The sequence below is a fragment of the Euzebyella marina genome (assembly GCF_003687485.1).
GTDB classification, from domain to species: Bacteria; Bacteroidota; Bacteroidia; order Flavobacteriales; family Flavobacteriaceae; genus Euzebyella; species Euzebyella marina.
In genome coordinates this window covers 2,874,785-2,895,968 of the sequence record NZ_CP032050.1, presented here as the reverse complement: position 1 = coordinate 2,895,968, position 21,184 = coordinate 2,874,785, and the positions used below count along the sequence as shown (strand labels likewise).

The window sequence follows — 21,184 nt, the reverse complement described above, 5'->3', positions numbered from 1 at the left end:
ACAAATGAAGAAGTTAGCTATAAAATCAGTTTATATCATCATGGCAATGTCCATGGTAGTCGGTTGTAAAACCGTACAGAATGCGAACAACAAACAGAAAGGAGCCGTGATAGGTGCCGGTAGTGGCGCTGCCATAGGTGGTGTTATCGGCAACAATGTAGGTAATGGTAATAATACCGTGTTGGGTGCTATTTTGGGTGCCGCTATCGGCGGGGTTGCCGGTGGATATATCGGTGACCGAATGGATAGACAGGCAGAGCGTATCGAGGAAGAAATTCCTGGAGCTGAAGTGACACGGGTTGGTGAGGGTATCAACGTTACCTTTAATGAGGATGCCGGAGTGTATTTCGACACCAACAAAAGTGATGTAAAAGGTACTTCGCAGACGACATTGAATAGTCTGGCCGATATTTTAAAGGAATATCCTAAATCGAACGTATTGGTTGAAGGGCATACCGATAGTGCTGGTCCTGATGATTACAACATGCAGTTGTCAAAAAGTAGGGCTACCTCGGTAAGCAATTATTTGGTATCGCAGGGTATCGATTCCGGTAGATTGACTACCAAATGGTATGGCGAAGCGCAGCCGGTTGCCGACAACGAAACAAAAGAAGGTAAGGCAAAGAATAGAAGGGTAGAATTGGCTATTGTGGCCAGTGAAGCCTTGAAAGAAGAAGCAAAACAGCAAGTGAAGGGATAATTGTTCCCGCTAAATAAGTTCCTTTAGAAATCCCGACCTAATGCAGGTCGGGATTTTTTATACAAAACCCTATCTTCCAAGAGTGAAATGTGATTATGAAATTATCGTAATTGGTGGTGGTTTGGCAGGACTTACGGCTGCCATTCATCTCGTATTGGAGGGGAGAAGTGTTCTGGTCATTGAAAAAAACGAATATCCGAATCATAAGGTTTGTGGTGAATATGTGTCCAACGAAGTGGTTCCCTACTTGAAGCGCTTGGATGTCGGGTTGCAAGAAAAGGGTGCGGTGTCCATTCAAGAATTGCAGTTCAGTACGGTTCGGGGCGTCTCTGTCAAAAGTAAATTACCGCTTGGAGGAGTAGGTATCAGTCGTTATGCCTTTGACCATCATCTCTTTCAAAGGGCCCAACAGGTCGGTGTCCATTTTTTAATAGGTCAAGTGAATAATGTTTTGTTTAAAGATTCTTATTTTGAGGTGAATACAAGTTTAAATGAAACTATTACTTCAATATTTACAATCGGAGCATACGGAAAGAGAAGTGTGCTTGATAAGGCTTTGGATAGAAGTTTCATCCAAAACAAATCAAGTTGGATGGCTGTTAAAAACCATTATCATTTAGAGGACTTTCCTGAACACCTGGTAGGCTTGCATAATTTTGAGGGAGGATATGGCGGACTATCCAAAACTGAAAACGGGGCGGTCAATTTCTGCTATCTCGCATCCTACGATAGCTTTCAAAAGGCCGGAAATATCGAGAATTACAACCAGCAGGTGGTGTCTAAAAACCCATTCCTGGGGAATTTCTTAAAAGAGGCACAACCTGTTTTTGACCAACCTTTGACCATCGCCCAGATTTCTTTTGAACCAAAACAAGCGGTAGAAAACCATATCATCATGTGCGGAGATACGGCGGGGCTCATACATCCCTTATGTGGTAACGGTATGGCGATGGCCATTCATAGCGCAAAAATTGCTTCCGAGTTACTGGTCGATTTTTTTTCGGGCTCCACCATGACCCGTGAGCAATTGGAGAAAAATTATATCCGTAAGTGGAAGAAAGCCTTTCAGAAAAGAATTTGGTGGGGCAGGCAATTGCAGAAAATACTGTTGAAACCGAAACTATCAAACATACTATTGAAGGCAGTGGGCAAAACACCGGGGTTGTTAAACTTTATGGTCAAGTGTACTCATGGTAAACCTATCAGCTAATGATTAACTTAAAAAATAGATTTAAAGGAGAAGAGCTGATGGATGGCAAAAACATACCAAAAGCAACCTTACTACCTGTTTTTGAAGATATCAATCGATGCAATCGAATTTTAGGTGGTACTAAAATTACCTTAAGTCACCTGAATCAAAATATAAACAGGTTCGACAAAGAATCGTATACGATATTAGATGTGGGTTGCGGGGATGGGGAAATGCTTAGAAAAGTAGTTTTACAGGCCCGAAAACAAAATCGAAAGGTAAAATGCTACGGAGTTGACCTAAACGAAACTGCTTTGGCTATAGCTCGAGAAAAATCAAAAGAGTATCCAGAGATTGTCTTTCTAAATCAAAACATTTTCGACTGGGAAAATCTCAATATTCCCGTAGATTTTGTTTTGTGTACCTTGACCTTACACCATATCAAAGAATTTCAATTATCAGCTTTTTTGAAGAAATTGGCACAAATTCCTTCAATCGCTTTGATTATAAACGATTTACAAAGAAGTACCTGGGCGTACTACTTATTTGAGCTCTTTAGTACTATTTTTATAAAGACCGAAATGGCCAGAAAAGATGGTGCTACCTCCATCAAAAGGGGGTTTTTGAGAAAGGAGCTCAAAGAGATGTCCAAAGGGTTGACCTTTGTGGAACATCAAATTAAATGGCAATGGGCCTTTCGATACAGCTGGGTCATGACCCGTAAGAATAAGCAGAATATATGAATGATGTACGAGTTACGACCGTAACCAAAGAACTACCCCCATATTGGCGGGATACCAAAGATATCATACCGTTAGTTGATTTATGGCTATCGGATCAAGAAGAGCGATTTCGCCGCAAGGTGGTTAAAATGTTCGAAGGGGCGGCTGTCGATAGGCGCTACAGCATTATGCGGCCTGAAGAGGTGTTCACCATCACCTCTTTTGAAGAGAAAAATGAAGTGTATGCTCGAGAGGCCAAGAAATTGGGGAAGGCTGTGCTTGAAAAAGCATTACAGCAACAATCATGGTCACCCGAATCGTTAGATTATATAATTACGGTAAGTTGTACGGGTATCATGATTCCTTCCCTTGATGCTTATCTCATCAACGATTTAGGGCTCAAGCAAGATATTGTGCGGCTTCCTGTTACCGAAATGGGTTGTGCTGCGGGGGTTTCCGGAATGATTTACGCCAATAATTTCCTTCGGTCCAATCCTGGAAAAAGGGCCGCGGTAGTGGCAGTTGAAAGTCCGACCGCTACGTTTCAATTAAATGATTATTCCATGCCCAATATGGTCAGCGCCGCCATTTTTGGCGATGGAGCGGCCTGTGTCTTGTTATCCTCGGAAGAAAATGCAGAGGGACCAGCATTGGTAGCCGGTGAGATGTACCATTTTAAGGATGCCACTCATATGATGGGGTTCGACCTGACGAATTTAGGGTTGAAAATGGTTCTGGATATTGCGGTTCCGGATACCATTGCTGAACATTTTCCATCCATCATCCATCCGTTTCTAAAAAAGAACGGAACTTCAATTGAGGAAGTCGATCATTTGATTTTTCACCCTGGCGGTAGAAAAATTGTACAAACGGTAGAAGAACTTTTTGGGCAAATGGATAAAAACATCGATGACACCCGTGAGGTACTACGGCAATTCGGTAATATGAGCAGTGCCACGGTTTTGTATGTTTTGGAGCGGTTTATGCAAAAAGATATTCAAAAGGGCGAGCAGGGGCTGATGCTGAGTTTTGGACCTGGTTTTTCCGCCCAAAGGGTTTTGCTAAAATGGTAATTGTAGCAAATGATGATGTCTAAAGAACCAAAAAAATACTGGGCCTTGATACTGGGAGGTAGTAGCGGACTAGGTTTGGCTACTGCTAAGAAATTGGCCAAAGCGAATTATAATATTCTCATTGTTCACCGAGACAGGAAATCTGATTTAGAAGAAATTAAACGTTATTATCAAGAAATTACTTTAATGGGTGCTCAGGTGAAAAGTTTTAATGTTGATGTTACCCGTGCCGATAAAAGAGCAGCGGTTTTGCAAGAAATAGGCTCTTTACAATCCACTTCATCGGGTATTAAAGTAATGGTTCACAGCATTGCCAAGGGCAGTTTAAAACCAATGGGTGGTAATGACGGCACTTCTTTGAACCTGCAGGATTTTCAATTGACTTTGAACGCTATGGCCTTGAGCATGTACGAATGGGCACAAGATTTGATCAAGCATTCACTTTTCGCCGAAGATGCTCGAATCATATCCTTTACTTCAGAAGGCAATAAGAAGGCTTGGGAAGGCTATGCCGCTGTTTCCGCCGCCAAGGCTACGTTGGAGGCCCTGACAAGAAATATGGCTTTGGAGTTTGCGCCTATCGGAATTAAAGTAAACTGCATTCAGGCCGGAACGACCGATACCAAGGCGTTTCGAATGATTCCGAAGCATGAAGAGTTAAAGAAGAATGCCTTATTGCGAAATCCGAACAAAAGGTTGACTACACCCGAAGATGTAGCCAATGCCGTCTATTTGTTGACATTGGAAGAAGCCCGATGGATTACAGGAACGGTAATCACCGTGGACGGAGGAGAAAGTTTGCGCTAATCAATGAAAAAACTATGCCCTACGAAGAAATACTTGATCAGTTACCCTATACCGAGCCTTTTTTATTTGTGGATGGATTGAACTCCGTGAGTGATGATGGAACGGAAGGGTTCTATACCTTTCCTGTCGATGCCTATTTTTATGAAGGCCACTTTAAAAATCATCCGGTGACCCCAGGAGTGCTTCTAACCGAGTGTTGCGCCCAAATAGGGCTTGTTTGTTTGGGAATATTTTTACTGAAGGATGATGATAAGGGCTATGGTAATTTATTGGTCGCCATGAGCAGTGCTGAAATGGAATACTTGGCACCGGTATTTCCGGGCGAGAAGGTCACCGTCACATCTGAAAAGGTCTATTTTCGGTTCAATAAATTGAAGTGTCAAGTGAGAATGTTCAACGCTCAAAAAGAATTGGTTTGTAAGGGAACGATTTCAGGAATGATTAAAAAGAACTCAAGTGAGCAATAGGGTGGTAATTACCGGGTTGGGGGTTTGTGCCCCAAATGGAATCGGTCTGGACGAGTTCACGGCATCAATGCAAGAGGGCATAAGCGGCATACGCTACGTCCCTCAACTAAAAGAGTTGAATTTCTCTTGTCAAATTGCAAGTAAACCCATAGTTAACGATGCTGTATTAAATAAATACTTTAATTCATTAGAGTTGAAGGGACTCCAGTCCACCGGTATTATTTACGGTGTCATTGCAGGTTCACAAGCGTGGTCAGATGCAGGTTTGCATCCCTCCGAAGAAAACCGACCTGATTGGGATTCCGGAGTGGTTTTTGGTTCGGGAACCTTAGGGGTCGATAAATTTCATGAGGCCATTCATAATATTGATAAGGGACAAGTACGCCGATTGGGAAGTACCGCGGTAGCTCAGACTATGTCGAGCGGTATCAGTGCTTTTCTAGGGGGAAAATTAGGTTGCGGAAATCAGGTGACAAGTAATTCTTCTGCCTGTAGTACCGGAACAGAGGCCCTATTGATGGGTTATGAACGTATCAAGAACGGACAAGCAAAACGAATGCTCGTAGGTAGTACCAGCGATAGTGGCCCTTATGTCTGGGGAGGCTTCGACGCTCTGCGCATCTTGCCTCGAACCTATAATAATCAACCGGAAAAGGCCAGCCGCCCTATGAGTGCATCCGCTGCGGGATTGGTACCGGGCAGTGGGGCGGGAGCTCTTGTTTTGGAGTCTTTGGAGAGCGCTCTACAAAGGGGTGCCAACATCTATGCCGAAGTGTTGGGTGGGCACGTCAATAGTGGCGGACAAAGGGGAGAGGGAAGCATGACCGCCCCCAATAGCGAGTCGGTGCAACGCTGCATTGCTCAAGCCGTTTCCAATGCGGGAATTGAGACCAACGATATCGATACCATAAACGGGCATTTAACAGCTACTACCAAAGATCCCGTTGAAATTTCGAATTGGAGCCAGGCCTTAGGTCGTTCGGGCAAAGATTTTCCTTTTATCAATTCCTTCAAAGGGCATTTTGGTCATTGCTTGGCAGCTTCCGGGAGCATTGAATTGGTTGCTTCCATCCTTCAGATGCGAGAGAACAAATTTTTTGGAACCGTCAATTGTGAAGACCTACATCCTGAAATAGAGAAGTGGGTGCATCCCTCCAAAATTCCTACCCAAACGATGGATTATTCCGTTCAGGTTCTGGCCAAGGCAAGTTTTGGTTTTGGCGATGTGAATGCTTGTACTATTTTTAAGCGTTTTTAAATTGGAAAGAACCTATGAATGAAAACCAAAAGTACGATAAGCTTAAGGCGATCATATCTACTTATTTACCGGACGATGTTTCGGTAGATGATATTCAAATGAACAGCCATTTTATCAATGAGCTCAATATCAATTCGGCCCATTTGGTAGATATTGTACTAGATGTAGAGGATGAGTTTGACATTATGCTCGAAAATGAAGATATGGAGCAGATGCAAACTGTCAAGGATGCCTTGGAGATAATCGACGCTAAACTTGCCTAATCACTACTATTATGAACCAACCGATTTCTTGGGCCAAAACACAATTAAACGTTGATAAGCGATTGATAGCCATTTACTGTGTGGTCTATTTTTTATGGGGGCTCTTGATGAACTGGTTCGGTGCAGCTGTTGAAATTGCCAAGTTTACGTATTGGTGGCAGGTCATCACTTGCTATATTCTTTACATGGTTCCCATTTCATTATTGCTGAGAAACTTGCCCTTTCACATGCAATATGCGTACGGACTCATCGCAATGGGTATTTTGGAGTTCGCAGGTTATGGATTGGAGACTTCCTATGCGTACCCCAACAACCTTTTGGACCAATTCTTCGGAATCAGAAATTTCTCTTTGGGTATGGCCTTGTTTTTTGCGCTCTACTTTCCTGTAGGGAATTGGGTAGTAGGCAAAATCTACCATTCAATATTTAAAGGTAAATAAATCATTCCCCTTCGGTGGAGATAGGTTCTTCACCTTCCTTTTCAGGAATGAGCAGTGATGCGACTATACCAGCCAGCAACGAAACCGATATCACGGTCAATGATACCCATTCCGGAAGCTCGATATAGTGCGAAAAGAGCATTTTGAGACCAACAAAGGCCAAAATGACCACCAAACTGTAATTGATATACCGGAACTTCTCCAACATGCGGGAAATAAGAAAATACATAGAGCGCAACCCTAGAATGGCCAATATGTTCGAGCTGAATACGATAAATGGGTCCGCTGTAATCGCCAAAATCGCCGGTATGCTATCGAGGGCAAAAAGAACGTCGGTCAATTCGATGACTATCAATGCCATAAATAATGGGGTGGCTGCCCGAACCCCCATTCGCTTCACAAAGAAATCATGCCCGTGCAGTTGACCTGTAATCGGGAAAAGTTTTTTCGCCTGTTTAAAAATCCATGAGTTTTTCGGGTCAAAATCACTGTCATCGGACTTTAACATCTTAAAGGCCGTGTATAACAGAAATACGCCGAACACGTAAATAATCCATTCAAATTTGGTAATCAGCGCCACCCCAAAGAGAATCATTAATCCTCTAAAGATTATGGCGCCCAAGATGCCCCAAAAAAGGACCCGGTGTTGGTACAACGCGGGAATTTTAAATGCCGAAAAGATAACGGCAATAACAAATACATTGTCGATACTGAGCGAAAGTTCAATCAAATAGCCGGTAACATACTTTAAAACGGCATTGTTCGGCGTGAGTCCGGTAGGGTTTTCGACCAATCCACTACTAAACAGCCAGTAAATGACTCCACTGAAGCCCAGGGCTACGGACACCCAGACGGCGGTCCATATACCAGCTTCCTTACTTTTAATAACGTGTTCATTTTTGTGAAATACCCCAAGGTCCAATGCCAAGAATACGATTACTACTGCAATGAAGATTATCCACACCCACATAAAAAAGCTGTTTTGAAGCGGCGAAGTTAAACAAAATTAGGGTTTCGATTGACCCTTTTGAGTTGCTCTTAGCCCCATTCGATACGATGTTTTTTCCATCAAAAATCGAATCGCATGAATCAATCCCTTGGCTCATGTTCTGCTATCTTGAAGAAAAACTTTAATACAAGAATGATATGAACGAGATAGAACAAATTGCGTTGGATAAAATTGCTAATAACGACCATGAGCTATATGCTCTGATAAAACAGCGCTACAGTCCTAGAATATTTGACCAGAAACCGGTGACGGAGGATGATATGAAAAAGTTATTCGAAGCAGCTCGCTGGGCTGCCAGTTGTTACAATTGGCAACCGTGGCGATTCATCTATGCCTTTAAAGGCAACGAAGGTTATGACAAAATAATGAACACTTTAAGCGATTTCAATCAAGAATGGGCAAAAAACGCCCCTGTATTGATGTTGACCGCTTATAAAGAGAAAACTCCTGAGGGAGAAGAGAACTTTCATGCGCTACATGATTTGGGCCTTTCGATGGGTAATATGACCGTACAGGCACAGTATATGGGCATTGCAATTCACCATATGGCCGGCGTAGATTGGAAGAAAGCACAAGAGGTATTCGATGTACCGAAAGGATATCATATTTCTACTGCTGTAGCCATAGGTTATTATGGTGGTGAACTTGAAAACCTGTCCGACGAACTTCAGGAGCAGGAACAAGCGGAGCGTGAGAGAAAACCTCAGAAAAGTTTCGCATTTGAAAACGAATGGAAAGAGAAAGACTAATGTTATGAAAAAGAATTCGACATTTTGGGCCTTGTTGTTTTCCGGTTTCGGACTGGTAACCATCATGAGAGGTCAAGACACGTATTTTCAAGAGGGAAGCAAAAGCAGTGAAACCTGGGCCAAAAGCCTGACCAGGGCTTATCAGCCCGAGCTGGTGCTTGGTAGTGATCAAGTGCTCTTGTTTCAGAAAAAGCTCGAAGAATTTTTGATTCGTGAGAACAAGATTCAGAAAGCTGAAATGTCTCCCGAAGATAAGATGTTCTTGCTGTCTCAGTTGGCCGATCAGCAGAGGGCCGAAATGTCGAATATTTTAACACGACCACAACTTAGACGTTACGAAAAGGTCAAAGACCAAATTCAACCGGTGTCCGTAGTGGTCGATACCCTAAATCATTAAAATTTAATACATGTTAATACCAAGAGAAAAAGTACCCCAACTAGAATTGAACTTAATAAATGGTACCAAATGGAAAATGGATGCCCAAGATAATGGCTCCTTTACCATGATTGTTTTTTATCGGGGGCTGCATTGTCCGATTTGTAAAAAGCAGTTAGAAGAATTATCACAAAAGCTCAACAAGTTCATTGATAGAGATGTTAATGTGGTGGCCATAAGTATGAATGATGAAAAAACTGCCCAAAAAACGGCAGAAGAATGGAATATCCCCGAATTGCCGTTGGCCTATGGCTTGACCAAGCAGCAGGCTACCGATTGGGGACTTTATCTTTCCAAAGGTATTTCGGATAAAGAACCCGAACAGTTTTCAGAACCAGGATTATTCTTGGTGAAGCCTGATCGAACGCTATATGCTGCTTCGGTACAGACCATGCCTTTTGCTAGACCTTCTTTCGACGACATATTAAGTATGATTGATTATGTGGAAAAAGAAAATTACCCGGCCAGGGGAGAGCTTCAGTTGCAAGCAGAAGAACAATTCGCTTAGGAAAAAATAAAAAAGAACTTCCGTGATTACGGAATAAAATCGATACAGAATATGAAAATTGGAATTATAGGAAGCGGTAAAATAGGAGGAACGTTAGGCAAACATTGGGCCAAGGCCGGTCATGAAGTTTTGTTTAGTTCCAGACATCCTGAAGAATTAAAAGATTTGGTTTTGGAGGGTGGTAAGAACACGAAAGCAGTGAGTGTTGCACATGCTTTTGAAGAAAGTGTAGATGTGTATTTACTGGCCACTCCTTTTAAAGCAATTGATGAGACCGCCGAGGTTTATGCCGGGGAATATGGTGATAAGGTTATCATTGATGCCACCAATCCATATCCTGAAAGAGATGGTGACGTGGCTCAAAAGGTGAGAGATGACAATAGAAACGCATCTGAGTACACGGCGATGAAGTTTACGACGGCTTTAACAGCCAAGGCTTTCAATACGATTTACCATAAAGACCTAAAAAATAGAGCCTTTGATGAGCAGGAACCTATTGCCATACCCTTTGCGGCCCAAGATGTAAAGAGTAGAAAGGTCACGGAGCAACTAATTTCTGACATAGGCTTTGTACCGCTGTACGTGGGTAATTTAGGCGCGACCAAGGCGATGGAAGTAGATGAAAAAGTGTACGGTGTTACTACCGACCAGCAGGAAATGCGCTCACTACTTGAGATGGCCTGAACCTAAAGTCAGTTGTATACGAACCGACACCTTATTTTCGGTACGCTCATCTTTAATTTGAATGTCAAAATCAGACGTATAAAGACTGGTAGTACCGATAAGCCGATTACCTTGCTGCTCAAAAGTTAGGGTAATCGGTTTTTTTATGCCCTTTATGGTCAAAGTACCGGTTACCTCATAAACGTTGTGTTGTGACGTTGCTTTAATTTCATTACTTTCAAATAGTATTTTTGGGTGGGCGTCGGCATCAAAGTATTTTTCACTTTTTAAAGACCAATCCCTTAAAAAGTTTCCGGTTTTCAGGGTTTCGACTTGTACAGAACCCGATAATCGGGCCTTGATCAGATCATTAGAATTGATTTGGGAGGTAGATTTAAAACCGCCAATGCTGCCATCTACGCCTTTCGATTCAAATCGAAAAGAAACGGTGGCCGATGAGATGGATGGGGCATTTTGGGCGCTGATTGCTGATACTGAGACACAGAATAGGATTAAGAGAACCGCTTTTTTGAACATAAGAACTATTGTTGGTTGTTGGTAAGGTATTAATTTTTCGTTTTATCGATTTGTTATGCCGTTCAACCCGTTTGCATACGATGGCTAGTGCCAATTTCTAACTTAGCTCACGAGACTATATGAAAAACCCCTATGAAAAAATTAATTTTTAAGGGTATATGCCTGGTTATGGCATTTACCGCAGGTAATGTGGCGCTTCAGGCGCAGGAGCAATCAAAAAAAGAACATGAGGTTACCAAATATACGGTGATGGAACGTTTTGAGCCTCAGATGATTTTGACCCCTGAAGAACGCATCAATTTAAAGGAAGAAAGAGTTGCCGATATGAGGCGCACGCGCGATATCGTTGATACACTCGATATCTCGGAACGTAAAAGAGAACGATTATTACAAGATATTATAGACCAACCTTATTCCGCCCGTTTGTCCAAGACCATGGCCAAACTGGAGTTCGAGGATGAGGATAGCCAACAATAGAAAAAGCCACCTTTACGGTGGCTTTTTTGATGTTAAGTGTTTGTTTAAATAAAAGATTCGTCTTTCGTTGTCGACTTGGTGACCGGCTCTTCACCCATATTCTTCTTTTCAAGACCGGCCGAATCGACTTCAAAGAATTTTAATACTTCCGAGCGACTGGTGACCTGCATAAACTTTTTGCCTTTAATGGCAATCGGGTTCTGCAAAAGCTCCGGATTGTTATCGATTAGCTTTAACCAATCATCGGTATCGAACGAATCGCTATCCTCAATATCCAACGTTTCGGTATTGTCGAGCGAGAACAGTTCACCCAAGTCTTTTCCGAGCCCATCTGCCAAGGTTACCCATACGGCATGGCCCAATTTCGTTTCAGCAATATCTATGGTACGTAGGGCATCACCTGCTCCTTGAACGTAGCCAAGCACTTGCTTGCCCAAGTGCGACTTTGAGCTATAGACCAAAGTCAACATATTTTCATCGGTACTTAATACACTCATATCTTCCATAGTTTAGTGACTTTTCATTTTATCTTTTCTCTTTTTCAGTTGTCTTTCCAACTCTGACACCGATTCCCTGATAGAGGTCTCAAAAGTATCGTTACTGGCCTCGGCGAATAGGCGAGGGCCTGGTGCACTGAGGCGTATGTTACAAATGAGGCCTGTTTCTGGGCTTGAGGTATTTTCTTTTTTGAAGAAAACATCCGCCCGAACCAGAAAATCGTATCTGTCGAAAAGTTTACTGATTTTATCTGTTGCCAACTGCTCTAAGCGGTCACTGGCACTTACGTTATCGTATTCAAAATTTATGTTCATACTGCAAGTTACTGGTAGCCCGTGGCCCGATGGTGCCGTAAAAAACAATTTATTGCCACAGGTAAAAACTGCCAATAGTTAAAATGTGTTAAACTCTGATTTTATGACTTTTACGAAATCGATGTAGTATTTTTTTTCGTAACTTTAGAAGACATCCCTGATACTTTCTTACAAAACTCAACATCTTAACACTACTGCTATGGAAAAATTTAAACAAAATCGCTACCTGAACTGGGAATCGGACAGCAATAATGCGCTGGTGGCCCGACTGGAAAGAAACCAAAGAAACCTTATGCAATTAAGGGGGCAGCTGAGCTCTTACCGCTCAGAACCTACCACTTACAGTCTTTATGAAAGGCTCGATCAATTGCGACGTGCAATGGACCGTTGCTCTAAGAATAACAAAGATATCATTACGGGGCTCAAAAGTGACCAAATACCTATGAGTGGTTACATCGTAGAGGCCAAAAAACAATTGAACGCATTTCGCGAAATTCACAAGAATGTAGAGAGCTATTTAATCAATTGTGCCGAGGGCGAATCGGAGGAATGATAATATAAGTGCTTCAAATTTAAGGACTTATTAACTTTATTAACATCTCTTTTGCAGATTGGTAAATTCGATGTGAAATTTGGGTTAAATATCTGTTTATTGTAAGAACTTCAGTAAGTTACAGATACCTTTGTCGCACGAAGAACACTTAACTACAACGTTTTAGATGGAAAAGAAAGCTAGCTTATTCGAAAGTAATTCTCTGTTGCGGCGGAGTTTTGCCGTTCAGCTCAATAGATTGGATAGAAATGAGAGGGACATTGAGTTTTTTAAAAAACAATTGGGGTCTTACTTGGTAGAACCTAAAACCCATGAAGATTTTTCTGTCTTCTATAAGTTGAATACCGAAGTGTCGTACCTTGAAAATTCATGTACGTTCATCTATTTGAAAATTCGTACACACGAAACAGCTCTTGACCAGATTTCGAATCTTATTGATACCCATCTCAAGCGTACCAAGCTGTTGGCTCATAATATTTCCGTGTATCTTGAAAAAATCAAAAAACCGGAAACCAGTAATTTGGAGTATCGAATGAGTAGTTAATTCGCCTGAACCATCGAACGGTTGAATAGAATCCATCTAGGGATTGTAAAAAATCCTTCATCATATTAAATAGAAATGCCTTCCAGAAGCTTGGTTTTTGGAAGGCATTTTTTTATGTCCGTGTGCGGATTACTCCTCTTCAGAGTCGGCCATCACATCGGCCAGCTCCAATTTTTCATCCATTTCCAAATTCACGGGAACGGAATCTTTTAAGGCATTGAATTTTTCAAGCTTCTCCATTTCATTTTCATCTCCCGAAAAGTAAGGGAAAACATCCATAATAGGCGATTCGGTAATGGCCGGTATGGTATAATCGCCCATAGTATCTTTCATCACCTGTACGGTATTGTCATAGGCTTCTTTTACATCGTTAGCCTGAACCAGTAAATATTCGTTCGTCTTGCGCTCTTTACCGCTTTCCTCATCAAAAGCGATCAAAGAGATTTTCGATTTGAACCAACGGTCTGAATTCTCAAAGGGATGTATCTCGGCATAGTTGGCCACTTTGATATTGGTTATCTTGATCTCTTCACTTTCGGCCAAGTAGGCCTGCATTTCTTCGGTAATTCTACTTTCCGCTTCGGTGTAGGAAATGGCATCGACCAAAAAAGGTTCGGTTTTCACTTTCAAGGTTCCGGAAGCTTCGTCCAGTTTTCTATATTTTACTTTACACTCGTACCAGGTTGCACTCATTTTTCATTGTTTTTGGGCTGCCAAAGATAGGAGGAAGCATACACCTTCTAGGGCTAAAAACAAGAATAGATATTCACAATTTGAATAGGGTAAACGTTGCCTTTTGAGAACCAGTAAATTAGCTTACTACAGAAGATTTTTACTTTCCAGGTTCTTTTTGAGGTCTTCGTGGTTGCTCCAAAACCGGTTTTCGATTTTTTGCATCACCGGCTCGAATTCGGGGTGCGATTGTAAGGGCGCTAAACAGGGATCTTTTCGCATAAACAGTACCGCCCAATACTGAAAGTGGTCTTTGGTGGCAAACTTCTTCAACTCTTCAATGGCTTGGTCGGCATGGCCTTCGTAGGCCAATTTAACAGCCATACTCGCCGGTTGGTAGATAGACTGGTCATTCTCGCAGTATGTAGTGTAAGCGTTCATGAGACGCTCGCTCTCGGCTTCAAAGCCCATTTTTTCATAGACAAAGGCGATTTTAATATCCTCATGGGGATAAATATTCAGGTTTCTGACTTTTCGAATGGAATCGAAGCGCTTGTAATGAACGTACGCGCTGTCATACTGTTTCAGAAAATAGTAGAGCCTACCCGTTTCTTGAAGAATATCCAAACGGTTGATGTCTTTCTTCAATTCGTTCTTGATGGCCACTAAGGTGTTTTTGAGATTCCCATCCTTGGCATACATGATATAGGCCTTGGCATAGGGGGCATAATAGTTCTGGGGATTGTAAGCCAACGATTTGTTGATATAGGTAATGGCCTCATCGGTAAAACCGGCCTGTATCAGGGCATTGCCCAGATGCAGGTAGAGGTAACTCTGACTGACGGAATCGTTTGCTGCCACCTCCAATTGCCTTCCTTTTAGGGCATATTCGAGATATTTTCCGGTATCGGGTATGTAATTCGCATAAAGGTCGGATAACAGTTGAACCACAGCGGACGAATTGGGGTTGTATTCCATGGCCTTAAGCAAATGCGGTACGGCCAAACGATAATCGCCTGTATGCATGTAGTAAAGGGCCTTGGCGACCAGACTTTCGGTCAATTTCGAGTCGTACAACAAGGCTTTGTCGGCATTCTTGTTGATTTCCTCTGTAAATTGTTTTTCCTTCTTAAAAAGATCCAAGTAATAGTAGGTAACGGCTAAATCGGCATAGACCAAGGCAAACTCGGGATCTTCTTCCAACGCTTTTTCAAATAGGGGAATGGCCTTCATGAGTCCCTCGGTCGTTCGCTGCAAAAAGGGTTCTTGCGCTTGTAGGTAATAATCGTAGGCGACCAGATTATCGGTAGGTTTTTTATCAATCTGTTCCAGTTCAGAAGGGGTGACGGAGGCCTTGATGGCATCGGCGATTTTTTTGGCCACCTCGTTTTGCAGGGCAAAGATGTCGACCACTTCATGGGTGTACCGCTGCCCCCAAACCGGGGTATCAGTCGCCGCATCGATCAGTTGTATGTTCAACAGTACCTGATCTCCGATTTTTTGTCCGCTTCCTTCTACGACATAATTTACACCCAGTTCATGAGCTATCTCGGCAATATTCTGGTCGGAATGACGGTATTTTTCCACTGAAGTGCGGCTGATGACCCGCAGTGCCTCAATTTTCTGAAGGTTGCCCAAAGAGGCTTCCATCAGGCCATTGACAAAATAGAGATTGGTCGAATCGTTACTCTCGTTCCTAAAGGGCAAAACGGCTATCGATTTTTCTAATTCCCCAGCTTCCGTATGAGTCGTATTTTTTTTGGAAGGAAGAAAGACCACCACCAATAAGATCAGTAGAAGTACGGCTGCGGCCCCGGATAAAAAGGCCCAACGGTATTTTTTCAGAATGGAAGTAGCCGATGCTTCGACATCCCCATCCGTAGCAACGTTTTCCTCATGGTTCATTTTGGCAACTTCCCCAGGGGGGTATCCGTACTCTTCCCTAAAACATTTGATAAAATACGAGCTACTGCCAAAACCGACCCGGTAAGAGACTTCCGAAACGGTCAGTTCCGGTGATTCCTTTAAGATATCCATCGCCTGTTCGAGCCTAATTTTTCGAATGAACTGACTCGCCGATAACTGCGTCTGCTTTTTACACTTGCGCAACAGGTTCGAACGGCTCATATGCATGGCATCGGCCAGTTCGGAAACCCCAAAGTTTTCGTTTTCTAGGTTTTCAAGCAAAATGGCCTTGGCCTGTTCGGTAAAAAGGTGCCCTGTTGGTCGGTCTTGCATGGTAGTAAAAGGGTTGGTCGCCATGCTGGCAAAAACAAATATAAGCGATTGTTCTTCAAGGTGAAAATGCGCCTTTTGCCGCATAATTTATATGCCTGCGCCATAAGTGCTATCGGCTGTGCAAGGCTTATGTACAAAGCGGCATAGGTGATTGGTGCTGCGTCGGCGCTTGGCGGACATTTGCCTTGTAAAATTTAATGTTCAACAAATAAAAACAATCACCATGAAAAAATCATCAATGACTTTAGTAAACCCATGTAAGTATGCCTTCTTGATTTTGGCCCTAAGCTTGACCGCGTGCGGACAAGAAAAAGGGAATAAGGAATCACAACCCACCGCCCAGACCGAATCCATAGCGCCCGATATCGATTTGAACGCTGCTGTGATGGGCGGCAACCTTGATGCCGTACAGCAGCATATTAAAGCGGGTACCGACCTGAACAAAAAAGAGGCCCTCAGCGGTTCGACCCCTTTGATCACCGCCATTACTTTTGAAAAAGATGAGATTGCCGACGCCCTTATCGATGCCGGGGCCGATTTATCCATCAAAAACAACGATGGTTCAACCGCCCTTCACGTGGCCGCTTTTTTCTGTAGGGTAGAGTCCGTTCAAAAGTTGATTGATGCCGGTGCCGATAAGACCATCAAAAACAACTATGGGGCCACCGCTCGCGAAACGATTACCGCCCCTTTTGAGCAGATGAAGCCCATTTATGAGATGATGCAGCAGCAATTGGCGCCTGTCGGCCTGCAAATCGACATTGCGGAAGTGGAAAAGACACGTCCCGTGATAGCCATGATGTTACAATAAAAAAATAAGACCGGAAAAAGCCATGGAAACAGCACGACGATACGACATCGATTGGTTACGGATCATTGCCATCGCCCTGTTATTGATCTATCATATAGCCATCATCTTTCAGCCCTGGGCCATGTTCGTAGGGTTTGTACGAAGCGAACGGCCCTTAGAAGGATTATGGACCCCTATGACCATGCTCAACGTGTGGCGCATACCCATTCTGTTCTTTGTTTCGGGCATGGGGCTCTATTTTGCCATGCGCAAACGCAACTGGAAACAACTGATCGGTGAACGTACCCGTCGCATACTCATACCCTTCGTTTTCGGGTTTGTGGCCATTTCGCCCCTGCATATGTACCTGTTTCAGGCCATTAACGAAGTACCGCTGGGTTATTACCCGCATGCGGGCCATCTTTGGTTCTTGGGCAATATCTTTTGCTATGTGCTGCTGTTCTTGCCCGTTTTTTATGCGTTGAAGAATAGGGGGGAAGGTCGGTTCAAAAAAGTATGGGGCCGGTTGTTGGCCCACCCGGGAGGACCTTTGTTGGTATCAGTATTTTTTATGTTGGAAGCCGCACTGGTCAAGCCCCAAATATTTTCGCTGTACGCGGAAACATGGCACGGGTTCTTTTTGGGCGCTTTGGCCTTCTTTTTCGGGTACCTATTTATGTATGGTGGGCCTACCTTTTGGCAGACCGTTAAAAAATGGAAGTGGGGCTACCTCCTTTTGGCATTGGGGCTTTATGCCCTTAGGTATATCGAATTCAATCGGGAAGCCCCGGGCTATTTAATGGCTTTGGAATCGAATTGTTGGATCTATGCCATTTTCGGTCTCGTACACCATTATTTAAACCGTCCCAGTCGGGTATTGGTATATTTGACCCAAGCCGCTTACCCCGTGTATATTATACATATGTTCGTGATGTTTTTTGGCGCATGGTGGTTATTGCCCTTGGCGATGCACCCCATGGCCCAGTTTGTATGCTTAACCGTATTCACCTTTATCGTCTGCTACCTGCTGTACGAACTCTTGATTCGTAGGGTAGGGGTGTTACGCCCTTTATTCGGGCTCCCATGGAAAAGTAAAAGACAGAAAGGCGAAAAGCTACTGATAAAAGAGCCTACACTCGCGAAAGAGACGAATTAAAAAGTAGCTATTTTTATATGGAAAGCCCTAACCGTAGTGTTGGGGCTTTTTGGGTTAATGGAGTTTTATGGAGCACTTATTATGCGACCCGTCCCGATAGCTATCGGGAGGAGGGGAAGGTAATGTGTGCGGAATGGGATTTTAAAACATATTTTTAATTGATTGCGGAATCCCGTAATTTATTTCTTGTTAAAAGAATTATATTTAGAATAATTTAAACTTTTTATCAATGAGTAGATTACCCGCCAAACTTGAAAAATTAAACCCAAAACTTTTTAGTGATTTTGAAGCAACAAAAGTCATAATTTCAAAATTACTACAGCAATATATAAAGAATTTCCCAACATATACTGACCATTCTATTGAACATACACTTGAGGTATTAAATTTAGCTGGCGAAATAATGACCGAAGAAGAAATTAACTCTTTAAACTCTGATGAGTTGTATATTCTTTGCACGGCAAGTATTCTACATGATGCAGGAATGTGCATTCCTGAAGAGAAGATAAAAGAAATCTCGAATACCGATGAATTAATACAGTATAGAAAAGATAATTTAGATTTTTCAACAGAAAGATATATAAGAGATATACACCATGAATTGAGCTATAAATTCATAATTGAAGAGTGGAATAAATTGCACATACCTTCGGCTAAATATGCCGAGGCAATCGGTTTGGTTGCACGAGGTCATAGAAAAGTAGACCTTAATGATTTTGAACTTTACAAACCCCAATTTTTTGTGAAGAACGGAAGGGAATTTGTTTGTTTGCCTTATTTGTCCTGCATTTTGAGAATTGCTGATGAACTCGACATAAGTAACCTTAGAACACCTGATATTTTATATAAATATTACATTCCAGACAATGATGTGAGTAGAAAAGAATGGCAAAAACATAAGGCGACTACACAAATTAATTTTATGGATGACAAGGTTTTAATCGAAGTTAAATGTACAGACCATAATATTTTAGGAGCTTTAGATGAACAATTTGATAAAGTGACATCCGTATTAATACAATGTCAAAAGACTATCAGATCAATTCATGTAATTGAGAATCGGCGTTTTGAATTAAAACTAAAAACTCTAGAACCAATTTATAATTATATTGATTTTGATCCGAAGGGAATAAAATATTCCTTCGATGTCAAAAATGTAATTAACGCTTTTATAGGTGAAGATTTATATAAAAACAAGGAAGCTGCTTTACGGGAAGTTGTCCAAAATGCTGTGGATGCCTGTAACTATAAAAGGACTCTTTCCAAAAATGACTATAAACCTAATATAAAGATCGTTATTGGAGAAGATTTCATTTCGGTAGAGGATAATGGACAGGGCATGGATGAATTTATCATCGAAAACTATTTTGGAAAATTGGCTAGCAGTTTTTATCAACAAGAAATTGTCCAAAGTGATTTTCAAGCAATAGGTCAATTTGGTATAGGTGTATTTTCTTTCTTCCTCATCAGCGAATTTATCGATGTGGAGACAAAGAGAGCCGAAAAACCAGGGTTAAAGTTTAGAACTGACAAAGACCCGAATGCCTATTTTCATTTTTTTGAAGATTTTAAAAAAGAGAATACGGGAACTAAAATCACATTGCACTTAAAATCAAAATATCATACAAAATTCAATGTCAATACGGTATCCAAATTTGTTGAAAACACTTTTCGGTTTACTGAAATACCAATATCAGTTGAGGACGAAAATGAGAAGCTTAATTTGACTTCTGACAAAATGATTATTGACTTCGATAAAGATATTCTACCTCATTTTTACTATAATCAACGTGAAACTGCAAGTATGTTTGAAACTTTGACGTATTCTTTAAGTAATAGCGAGCTAGAGGGTATTGTAGGTATACTAGTTCCGAAGAATTTTAAAGAAATACCATCAGTCAACCTATATCAACTAATTGACGTTAATTCTTTTGATGATAAAGCAAACTATGGTGCCGATCATGGTAGTATTGCTTTCTCACAAAAAGGGGTCTTAATTAATAATTATGAAAGTAATGTTGGTTTTACATTTGGTAAAATAAATATTATTAAAAAATTGAAGATTAATCTTAGTAGAACTGAATTTGTAAATCAGGATTCTGTTAATAATTCGTTAGCTGCTTTCGAAGTAAATTTAGTAAAGCAAGTTTTTGATAAATTTTTTATCCATCATAGTTCGAACAGTATTGAACATGTTAAGCTAACTAGATGGTTCATATATAATTACTGGCCATCAGAAGAATTTAAGGACAAATCAGAAATGGCAAATCTTGTAAAAGATTGTTTCTGTTATGAATTCCTAATTAAAAGCAAAACTTACTATTATACATTGAATCAAATTGAAGAAAATTTCAAAGAATTTGTAATTTTCGAAGATGTCAATGATGCTGAACTACATTCAAAATATTTAAATATTCCATCTTTGACAAAATCCGAATCTAGCCGATACCGTAATGATATCGATCAATTTTTCAATTCATTTTGCAAATTCGGGAATTCTCTCACCAAAATAGAAGAACGATACTTTCTTTCTTATTCGAAATCCGCATATAACAAACTTTTTGAGTTAAAAAATTCCTTGGATCCTTATAATCTCTATTATAACTTTTCAGAATTTGATAGCAAAAAAATTGGAATCAACTATATGGAGGGTCATCCATCCTTTAAAGATAAAAAGTTCTCCTACCATGGTGAAGCTCACTTCAATTCAAGACATCCCATGATTTTAAAAATCGCAGCATTTGTTAATGAAAAGAAATTAAACAGTAAAGAGGTAAGGCTTTTGAAAGAGTTGTTAAATATCATTGAGTCTCTTCTTGATCAATATTGTACAGAAGAGCGAGTTGATAAAACTATTGCTAAATCCAATAAAATCATTGATAATATTTTGGAAGAAGGGCGTTTAAAACTTGATTACCTGACAAAAGAAGATTTTGCTGTATAATTCATTTGTTTTGGACATTATTGGCATGAGATAATTTTCGCTGAATGAGTAGGTGAGAGGAGCGTTAAAAATTTTAGGGGGCTGGTTACTAGTTTTCTTGAGAATTGAAAAGGTTCTTAAACCTTAGAGAAGTCTTAAGAATTACAATGGATCCTAAAATGTAGCGGCTGAGCCGTA

Annotated in this window: 25 protein-coding genes; 19 read left to right on the top strand and 6 right to left on the bottom strand. The window is 41.3% G+C overall.

All coding sequences use genetic code 11. The features are described from left to right. Positions 1 to 4: 4 nt before the first annotated feature. The 9 genes from D1013_RS12480 (at position 5) to D1013_RS12440 (ending at position 6,919) form a co-directional block, all read left to right on the top strand. Positions 5 to 700 carry a YiaD family glycine zipper/OmpA-like lipoprotein gene (locus D1013_RS12480; protein WP_121849145.1) on the top strand — a complete coding sequence of 232 codons (696 nt, stop codon included), beginning with the start codon at positions 5 to 7 and terminating at the stop codon, positions 698 to 700. 82 nt (positions 701 to 782) lie between these two features. Beyond that, positions 783 to 1,910, top strand: coding sequence for an NAD(P)/FAD-dependent oxidoreductase (locus D1013_RS12475; RefSeq protein WP_240467915.1), 1,128 nt, complete (start codon positions 783 to 785; stop codon positions 1,908 to 1,910). Then, positions 1,910 to 2,632, top strand: coding sequence for a methyltransferase domain-containing protein (locus D1013_RS12470; protein WP_121849143.1), 723 nt, complete (start codon positions 1,910 to 1,912; stop codon positions 2,630 to 2,632). The genes D1013_RS12475 and D1013_RS12470 overlap by 1 nt, the downstream gene beginning before the upstream one ends. Continuing rightward, positions 2,629 to 3,684, top strand: a complete 1,056-nt coding sequence (locus tag D1013_RS12465) for a type III polyketide synthase (protein ID WP_121849142.1) — start codon at positions 2,629 to 2,631, stop codon at positions 3,682 to 3,684. The genes D1013_RS12470 and D1013_RS12465 overlap by 4 nt, the downstream gene beginning before the upstream one ends. A gap of 9 nt (positions 3,685 to 3,693) precedes the next feature. Further along, positions 3,694 to 4,491, top strand: a complete 798-nt coding sequence (locus D1013_RS12460; RefSeq protein ID WP_121849141.1) for an SDR family NAD(P)-dependent oxidoreductase — start codon at positions 3,694 to 3,696, stop codon at positions 4,489 to 4,491. Positions 4,492 to 4,505: 14 nt separating this feature from the next. Continuing rightward, a complete protein-coding gene (locus tag D1013_RS12455) occupies positions 4,506 to 4,958 on the top strand; it encodes a 3-hydroxyacyl-ACP dehydratase FabZ family protein (RefSeq protein ID WP_121849140.1) in 453 nt (150 codons plus the stop codon). Beyond that, a complete protein-coding gene (locus D1013_RS12450; RefSeq protein WP_121849139.1) occupies positions 4,948 to 6,216 on the top strand; it encodes a beta-ketoacyl-[acyl-carrier-protein] synthase family protein in 1,269 nt (422 codons plus the stop codon). Before D1013_RS12455 ends, D1013_RS12450 begins: the two co-directional genes overlap by 11 nt. A gap of 14 nt (positions 6,217 to 6,230) precedes the next feature. Then, positions 6,231 to 6,479: an acyl carrier protein gene (locus tag D1013_RS12445; RefSeq protein ID WP_121849138.1), complete on the top strand. Its 249-nt coding sequence runs from the start codon at positions 6,231 to 6,233 to the stop codon at positions 6,477 to 6,479. An 11-nt stretch (positions 6,480 to 6,490) separates the two neighbouring features. Beyond that, positions 6,491 to 6,919 (top strand): hypothetical protein, encoded by a 429-nt coding sequence (locus tag D1013_RS12440; protein WP_121849137.1) that lies wholly within the window; start codon positions 6,491 to 6,493, stop codon positions 6,917 to 6,919. Between the two features lies 1 nt (position 6,920). On the opposite strand, the gene D1013_RS12435 is transcribed toward D1013_RS12440, so the two are convergent. Next, positions 6,921 to 7,889 carry a TerC family protein gene (locus tag D1013_RS12435; RefSeq protein ID WP_121849136.1) on the bottom strand — a complete coding sequence of 323 codons (969 nt, stop codon included), beginning with the start codon at positions 7,887 to 7,889 and terminating at the stop codon, positions 6,921 to 6,923. Positions 7,890 to 8,065: 176 nt separating this feature from the next. Here D1013_RS12435 and D1013_RS12430 point away from each other — a divergent pair, with 176 nt between their 5' ends. The 4 genes from D1013_RS12430 to D1013_RS12415 are packed head-to-tail and all read left to right on the top strand — an operon-like array spanning position 8,066 to position 10,305. After that, the gene (locus tag D1013_RS12430; RefSeq protein WP_121849135.1) at positions 8,066 to 8,677 is read left to right on the top strand and encodes a nitroreductase family protein; all 612 of its coding nucleotides are present in this window, start codon (positions 8,066 to 8,068) and stop codon (positions 8,675 to 8,677) included. Between the two features lie 4 nt (positions 8,678 to 8,681). Then, a complete protein-coding gene (locus D1013_RS12425) occupies positions 8,682 to 9,074 on the top strand; it encodes a hypothetical protein (RefSeq protein ID WP_121849134.1) in 393 nt (130 codons plus the stop codon). Positions 9,075 to 9,084: 10 nt separating this feature from the next. After that, positions 9,085 to 9,621, top strand: a complete 537-nt coding sequence (locus D1013_RS12420) for a peroxiredoxin-like family protein (RefSeq protein ID WP_121849133.1) — start codon at positions 9,085 to 9,087, stop codon at positions 9,619 to 9,621. Between the two features lie 51 nt (positions 9,622 to 9,672). Next, positions 9,673 to 10,305 (top strand): NADPH-dependent F420 reductase, encoded by a 633-nt coding sequence (locus D1013_RS12415; RefSeq protein WP_121849132.1) that lies wholly within the window; start codon positions 9,673 to 9,675, stop codon positions 10,303 to 10,305. Here D1013_RS12415 and D1013_RS12410 read toward each other — a convergent pair. Beyond that, the gene (locus tag D1013_RS12410) at positions 10,288 to 10,821 is read right to left on the bottom strand and encodes a YceI family protein (protein WP_121849131.1); all 534 of its coding nucleotides are present in this window, start codon (positions 10,819 to 10,821) and stop codon (positions 10,288 to 10,290) included. The genes D1013_RS12415 and D1013_RS12410 overlap by 18 nt on opposite strands. 132 nt (positions 10,822 to 10,953) lie before the next feature. Here D1013_RS12410 and D1013_RS12405 point away from each other — a divergent pair, with 132 nt between their 5' ends. After that, positions 10,954 to 11,298 (top strand): hypothetical protein, encoded by a 345-nt coding sequence (locus tag D1013_RS12405; protein ID WP_121849130.1) that lies wholly within the window; start codon positions 10,954 to 10,956, stop codon positions 11,296 to 11,298. Positions 11,299 to 11,342: 44 nt separating this feature from the next. Here D1013_RS12405 and D1013_RS12400 read toward each other — a convergent pair whose 3' ends face one another. Together D1013_RS12400 and hpf are read right to left on the bottom strand one after the other, a co-directional pair. Next, the gene (locus D1013_RS12400; protein WP_162987897.1) at positions 11,343 to 11,795 is read right to left on the bottom strand and encodes an arsenate reductase family protein; all 453 of its coding nucleotides are present in this window, start codon (positions 11,793 to 11,795) and stop codon (positions 11,343 to 11,345) included. Positions 11,796 to 11,807: 12 nt separating this feature from the next. Beyond that, entirely contained in the window at positions 11,808 to 12,110 is a 303-nt protein-coding gene (hpf, locus tag D1013_RS12395; protein ID WP_121849128.1) for a ribosome hibernation-promoting factor, HPF/YfiA family, read from the bottom strand. 199 nt (positions 12,111 to 12,309) lie between these two features. On the opposite strand from hpf, the gene D1013_RS12390 reads away from it, so the two are divergent. Both D1013_RS12390 and D1013_RS12385 read left to right on the top strand, forming a co-directional pair. Continuing rightward, entirely contained in the window at positions 12,310 to 12,663 is a 354-nt protein-coding gene (locus tag D1013_RS12390; RefSeq protein WP_121849127.1) for a hypothetical protein, read from the top strand. 166 nt (positions 12,664 to 12,829) lie between these two features. Further along, positions 12,830 to 13,207, top strand: a complete 378-nt coding sequence (locus tag D1013_RS12385) for a hypothetical protein (protein WP_121849126.1) — start codon at positions 12,830 to 12,832, stop codon at positions 13,205 to 13,207. A gap of 129 nt (positions 13,208 to 13,336) precedes the next feature. Here D1013_RS12385 and D1013_RS12380 read toward each other — a convergent pair whose 3' ends face one another. Beyond that, on the bottom strand, positions 13,337 to 13,900 hold the full coding sequence (locus D1013_RS12380; RefSeq protein ID WP_121849125.1) for a DUF4494 domain-containing protein: 564 nt from the start codon (positions 13,898 to 13,900) through the stop codon (positions 13,337 to 13,339). 126 nt (positions 13,901 to 14,026) lie between these two features. Beyond that, entirely contained in the window at positions 14,027 to 16,201 is a 2,175-nt protein-coding gene (locus D1013_RS12375) for a helix-turn-helix domain-containing protein (protein ID WP_225621462.1), read from the bottom strand. A gap of 139 nt (positions 16,202 to 16,340) precedes the next feature. Between D1013_RS12375 and D1013_RS12370 the strand changes: the two genes are divergently transcribed. The 3 genes from D1013_RS12370 to D1013_RS12360 all read left to right on the top strand — a co-directional run bounded on the left by D1013_RS12370 (position 16,341) and on the right by D1013_RS12360 (position 21,007). Continuing rightward, the gene (locus D1013_RS12370; protein WP_121849124.1) at positions 16,341 to 16,928 is read left to right on the top strand and encodes an ankyrin repeat domain-containing protein; all 588 of its coding nucleotides are present in this window, start codon (positions 16,341 to 16,343) and stop codon (positions 16,926 to 16,928) included. A gap of 22 nt (positions 16,929 to 16,950) precedes the next feature. Continuing rightward, positions 16,951 to 18,063: an acyltransferase family protein gene (locus D1013_RS12365; RefSeq protein WP_121849123.1), complete on the top strand. Its 1,113-nt coding sequence runs from the start codon at positions 16,951 to 16,953 to the stop codon at positions 18,061 to 18,063. A gap of 229 nt (positions 18,064 to 18,292) precedes the next feature. Then, positions 18,293 to 21,007, top strand: coding sequence for an HD domain-containing protein (locus D1013_RS12360; protein WP_121849122.1), 2,715 nt, complete (start codon positions 18,293 to 18,295; stop codon positions 21,005 to 21,007). The last annotated feature ends 177 nt before the right edge of the window (positions 21,008 to 21,184 follow it).

Bases quoted from the DNA above. Each gene is read 5' to 3' on its own strand.
- D1013_RS12420 (WP_121849133.1), top strand. From the start codon at position 9,085: ATGTTAATACCAAGAGAAAAAGTACCCCAACTAGAATTGAACTTAATA.
- D1013_RS12440 (WP_121849137.1), top strand. From the start codon at position 6,491: ATGAACCAACCGATTTCTTGGGCCAAAACACAATTAAACGTTGATAAG.
- D1013_RS12455 (WP_121849140.1), top strand. From the start codon at position 4,506: ATGCCCTACGAAGAAATACTTGATCAGTTACCCTATACCGAGCCTTTT.
- D1013_RS12430 (WP_121849135.1), top strand. From the start codon at position 8,066: ATGAACGAGATAGAACAAATTGCGTTGGATAAAATTGCTAATAACGAC.
- D1013_RS12410 (WP_121849131.1), bottom strand. From the start codon at position 10,821: ATGTTCAAAAAAGCGGTTCTCTTAATCCTATTCTGTGTCTCAGTATCA.
- D1013_RS12425 (WP_121849134.1), top strand. From the start codon at position 8,682: ATGAAAAAGAATTCGACATTTTGGGCCTTGTTGTTTTCCGGTTTCGGA.
- D1013_RS12405 (WP_121849130.1), top strand. From the start codon at position 10,954: ATGAAAAAATTAATTTTTAAGGGTATATGCCTGGTTATGGCATTTACC.
- D1013_RS12400 (WP_162987897.1), bottom strand. From the start codon at position 11,795: ATGAGTGTATTAAGTACCGATGAAAATATGTTGACTTTGGTCTATAGC.
- D1013_RS12380 (WP_121849125.1), bottom strand. From the start codon at position 13,900: ATGAGTGCAACCTGGTACGAGTGTAAAGTAAAATATAGAAAACTGGAC.
- D1013_RS12480 (WP_121849145.1), top strand. From the start codon at position 5: ATGAAGAAGTTAGCTATAAAATCAGTTTATATCATCATGGCAATGTCC.
- D1013_RS12360 (WP_121849122.1), top strand. From the start codon at position 18,293: ATGAGTAGATTACCCGCCAAACTTGAAAAATTAAACCCAAAACTTTTT.
- D1013_RS12445 (WP_121849138.1), top strand. From the start codon at position 6,231: ATGAATGAAAACCAAAAGTACGATAAGCTTAAGGCGATCATATCTACT.
- D1013_RS12415 (WP_121849132.1), top strand. From the start codon at position 9,673: ATGAAAATTGGAATTATAGGAAGCGGTAAAATAGGAGGAACGTTAGGC.
- hpf (WP_121849128.1), bottom strand. From the start codon at position 12,110: ATGAACATAAATTTTGAATACGATAACGTAAGTGCCAGTGACCGCTTA.
- D1013_RS12390 (WP_121849127.1), top strand. From the start codon at position 12,310: ATGGAAAAATTTAAACAAAATCGCTACCTGAACTGGGAATCGGACAGC.
- D1013_RS12370 (WP_121849124.1), top strand. From the start codon at position 16,341: ATGAAAAAATCATCAATGACTTTAGTAAACCCATGTAAGTATGCCTTC.
- D1013_RS12465 (WP_121849142.1), top strand. From the start codon at position 2,629: ATGAATGATGTACGAGTTACGACCGTAACCAAAGAACTACCCCCATAT.
- D1013_RS12375 (WP_225621462.1), bottom strand. From the start codon at position 16,201: ATGCGGCAAAAGGCGCATTTTCACCTTGAAGAACAATCGCTTATATTT.
- D1013_RS12460 (WP_121849141.1), top strand. From the start codon at position 3,694: ATGATGATGTCTAAAGAACCAAAAAAATACTGGGCCTTGATACTGGGA.
- D1013_RS12365 (WP_121849123.1), top strand. From the start codon at position 16,951: ATGGAAACAGCACGACGATACGACATCGATTGGTTACGGATCATTGCC.
- D1013_RS12470 (WP_121849143.1), top strand. From the start codon at position 1,910: ATGATTAACTTAAAAAATAGATTTAAAGGAGAAGAGCTGATGGATGGC.
- D1013_RS12385 (WP_121849126.1), top strand. From the start codon at position 12,830: ATGGAAAAGAAAGCTAGCTTATTCGAAAGTAATTCTCTGTTGCGGCGG.
- D1013_RS12435 (WP_121849136.1), bottom strand. From the start codon at position 7,889: ATGTGGGTGTGGATAATCTTCATTGCAGTAGTAATCGTATTCTTGGCA.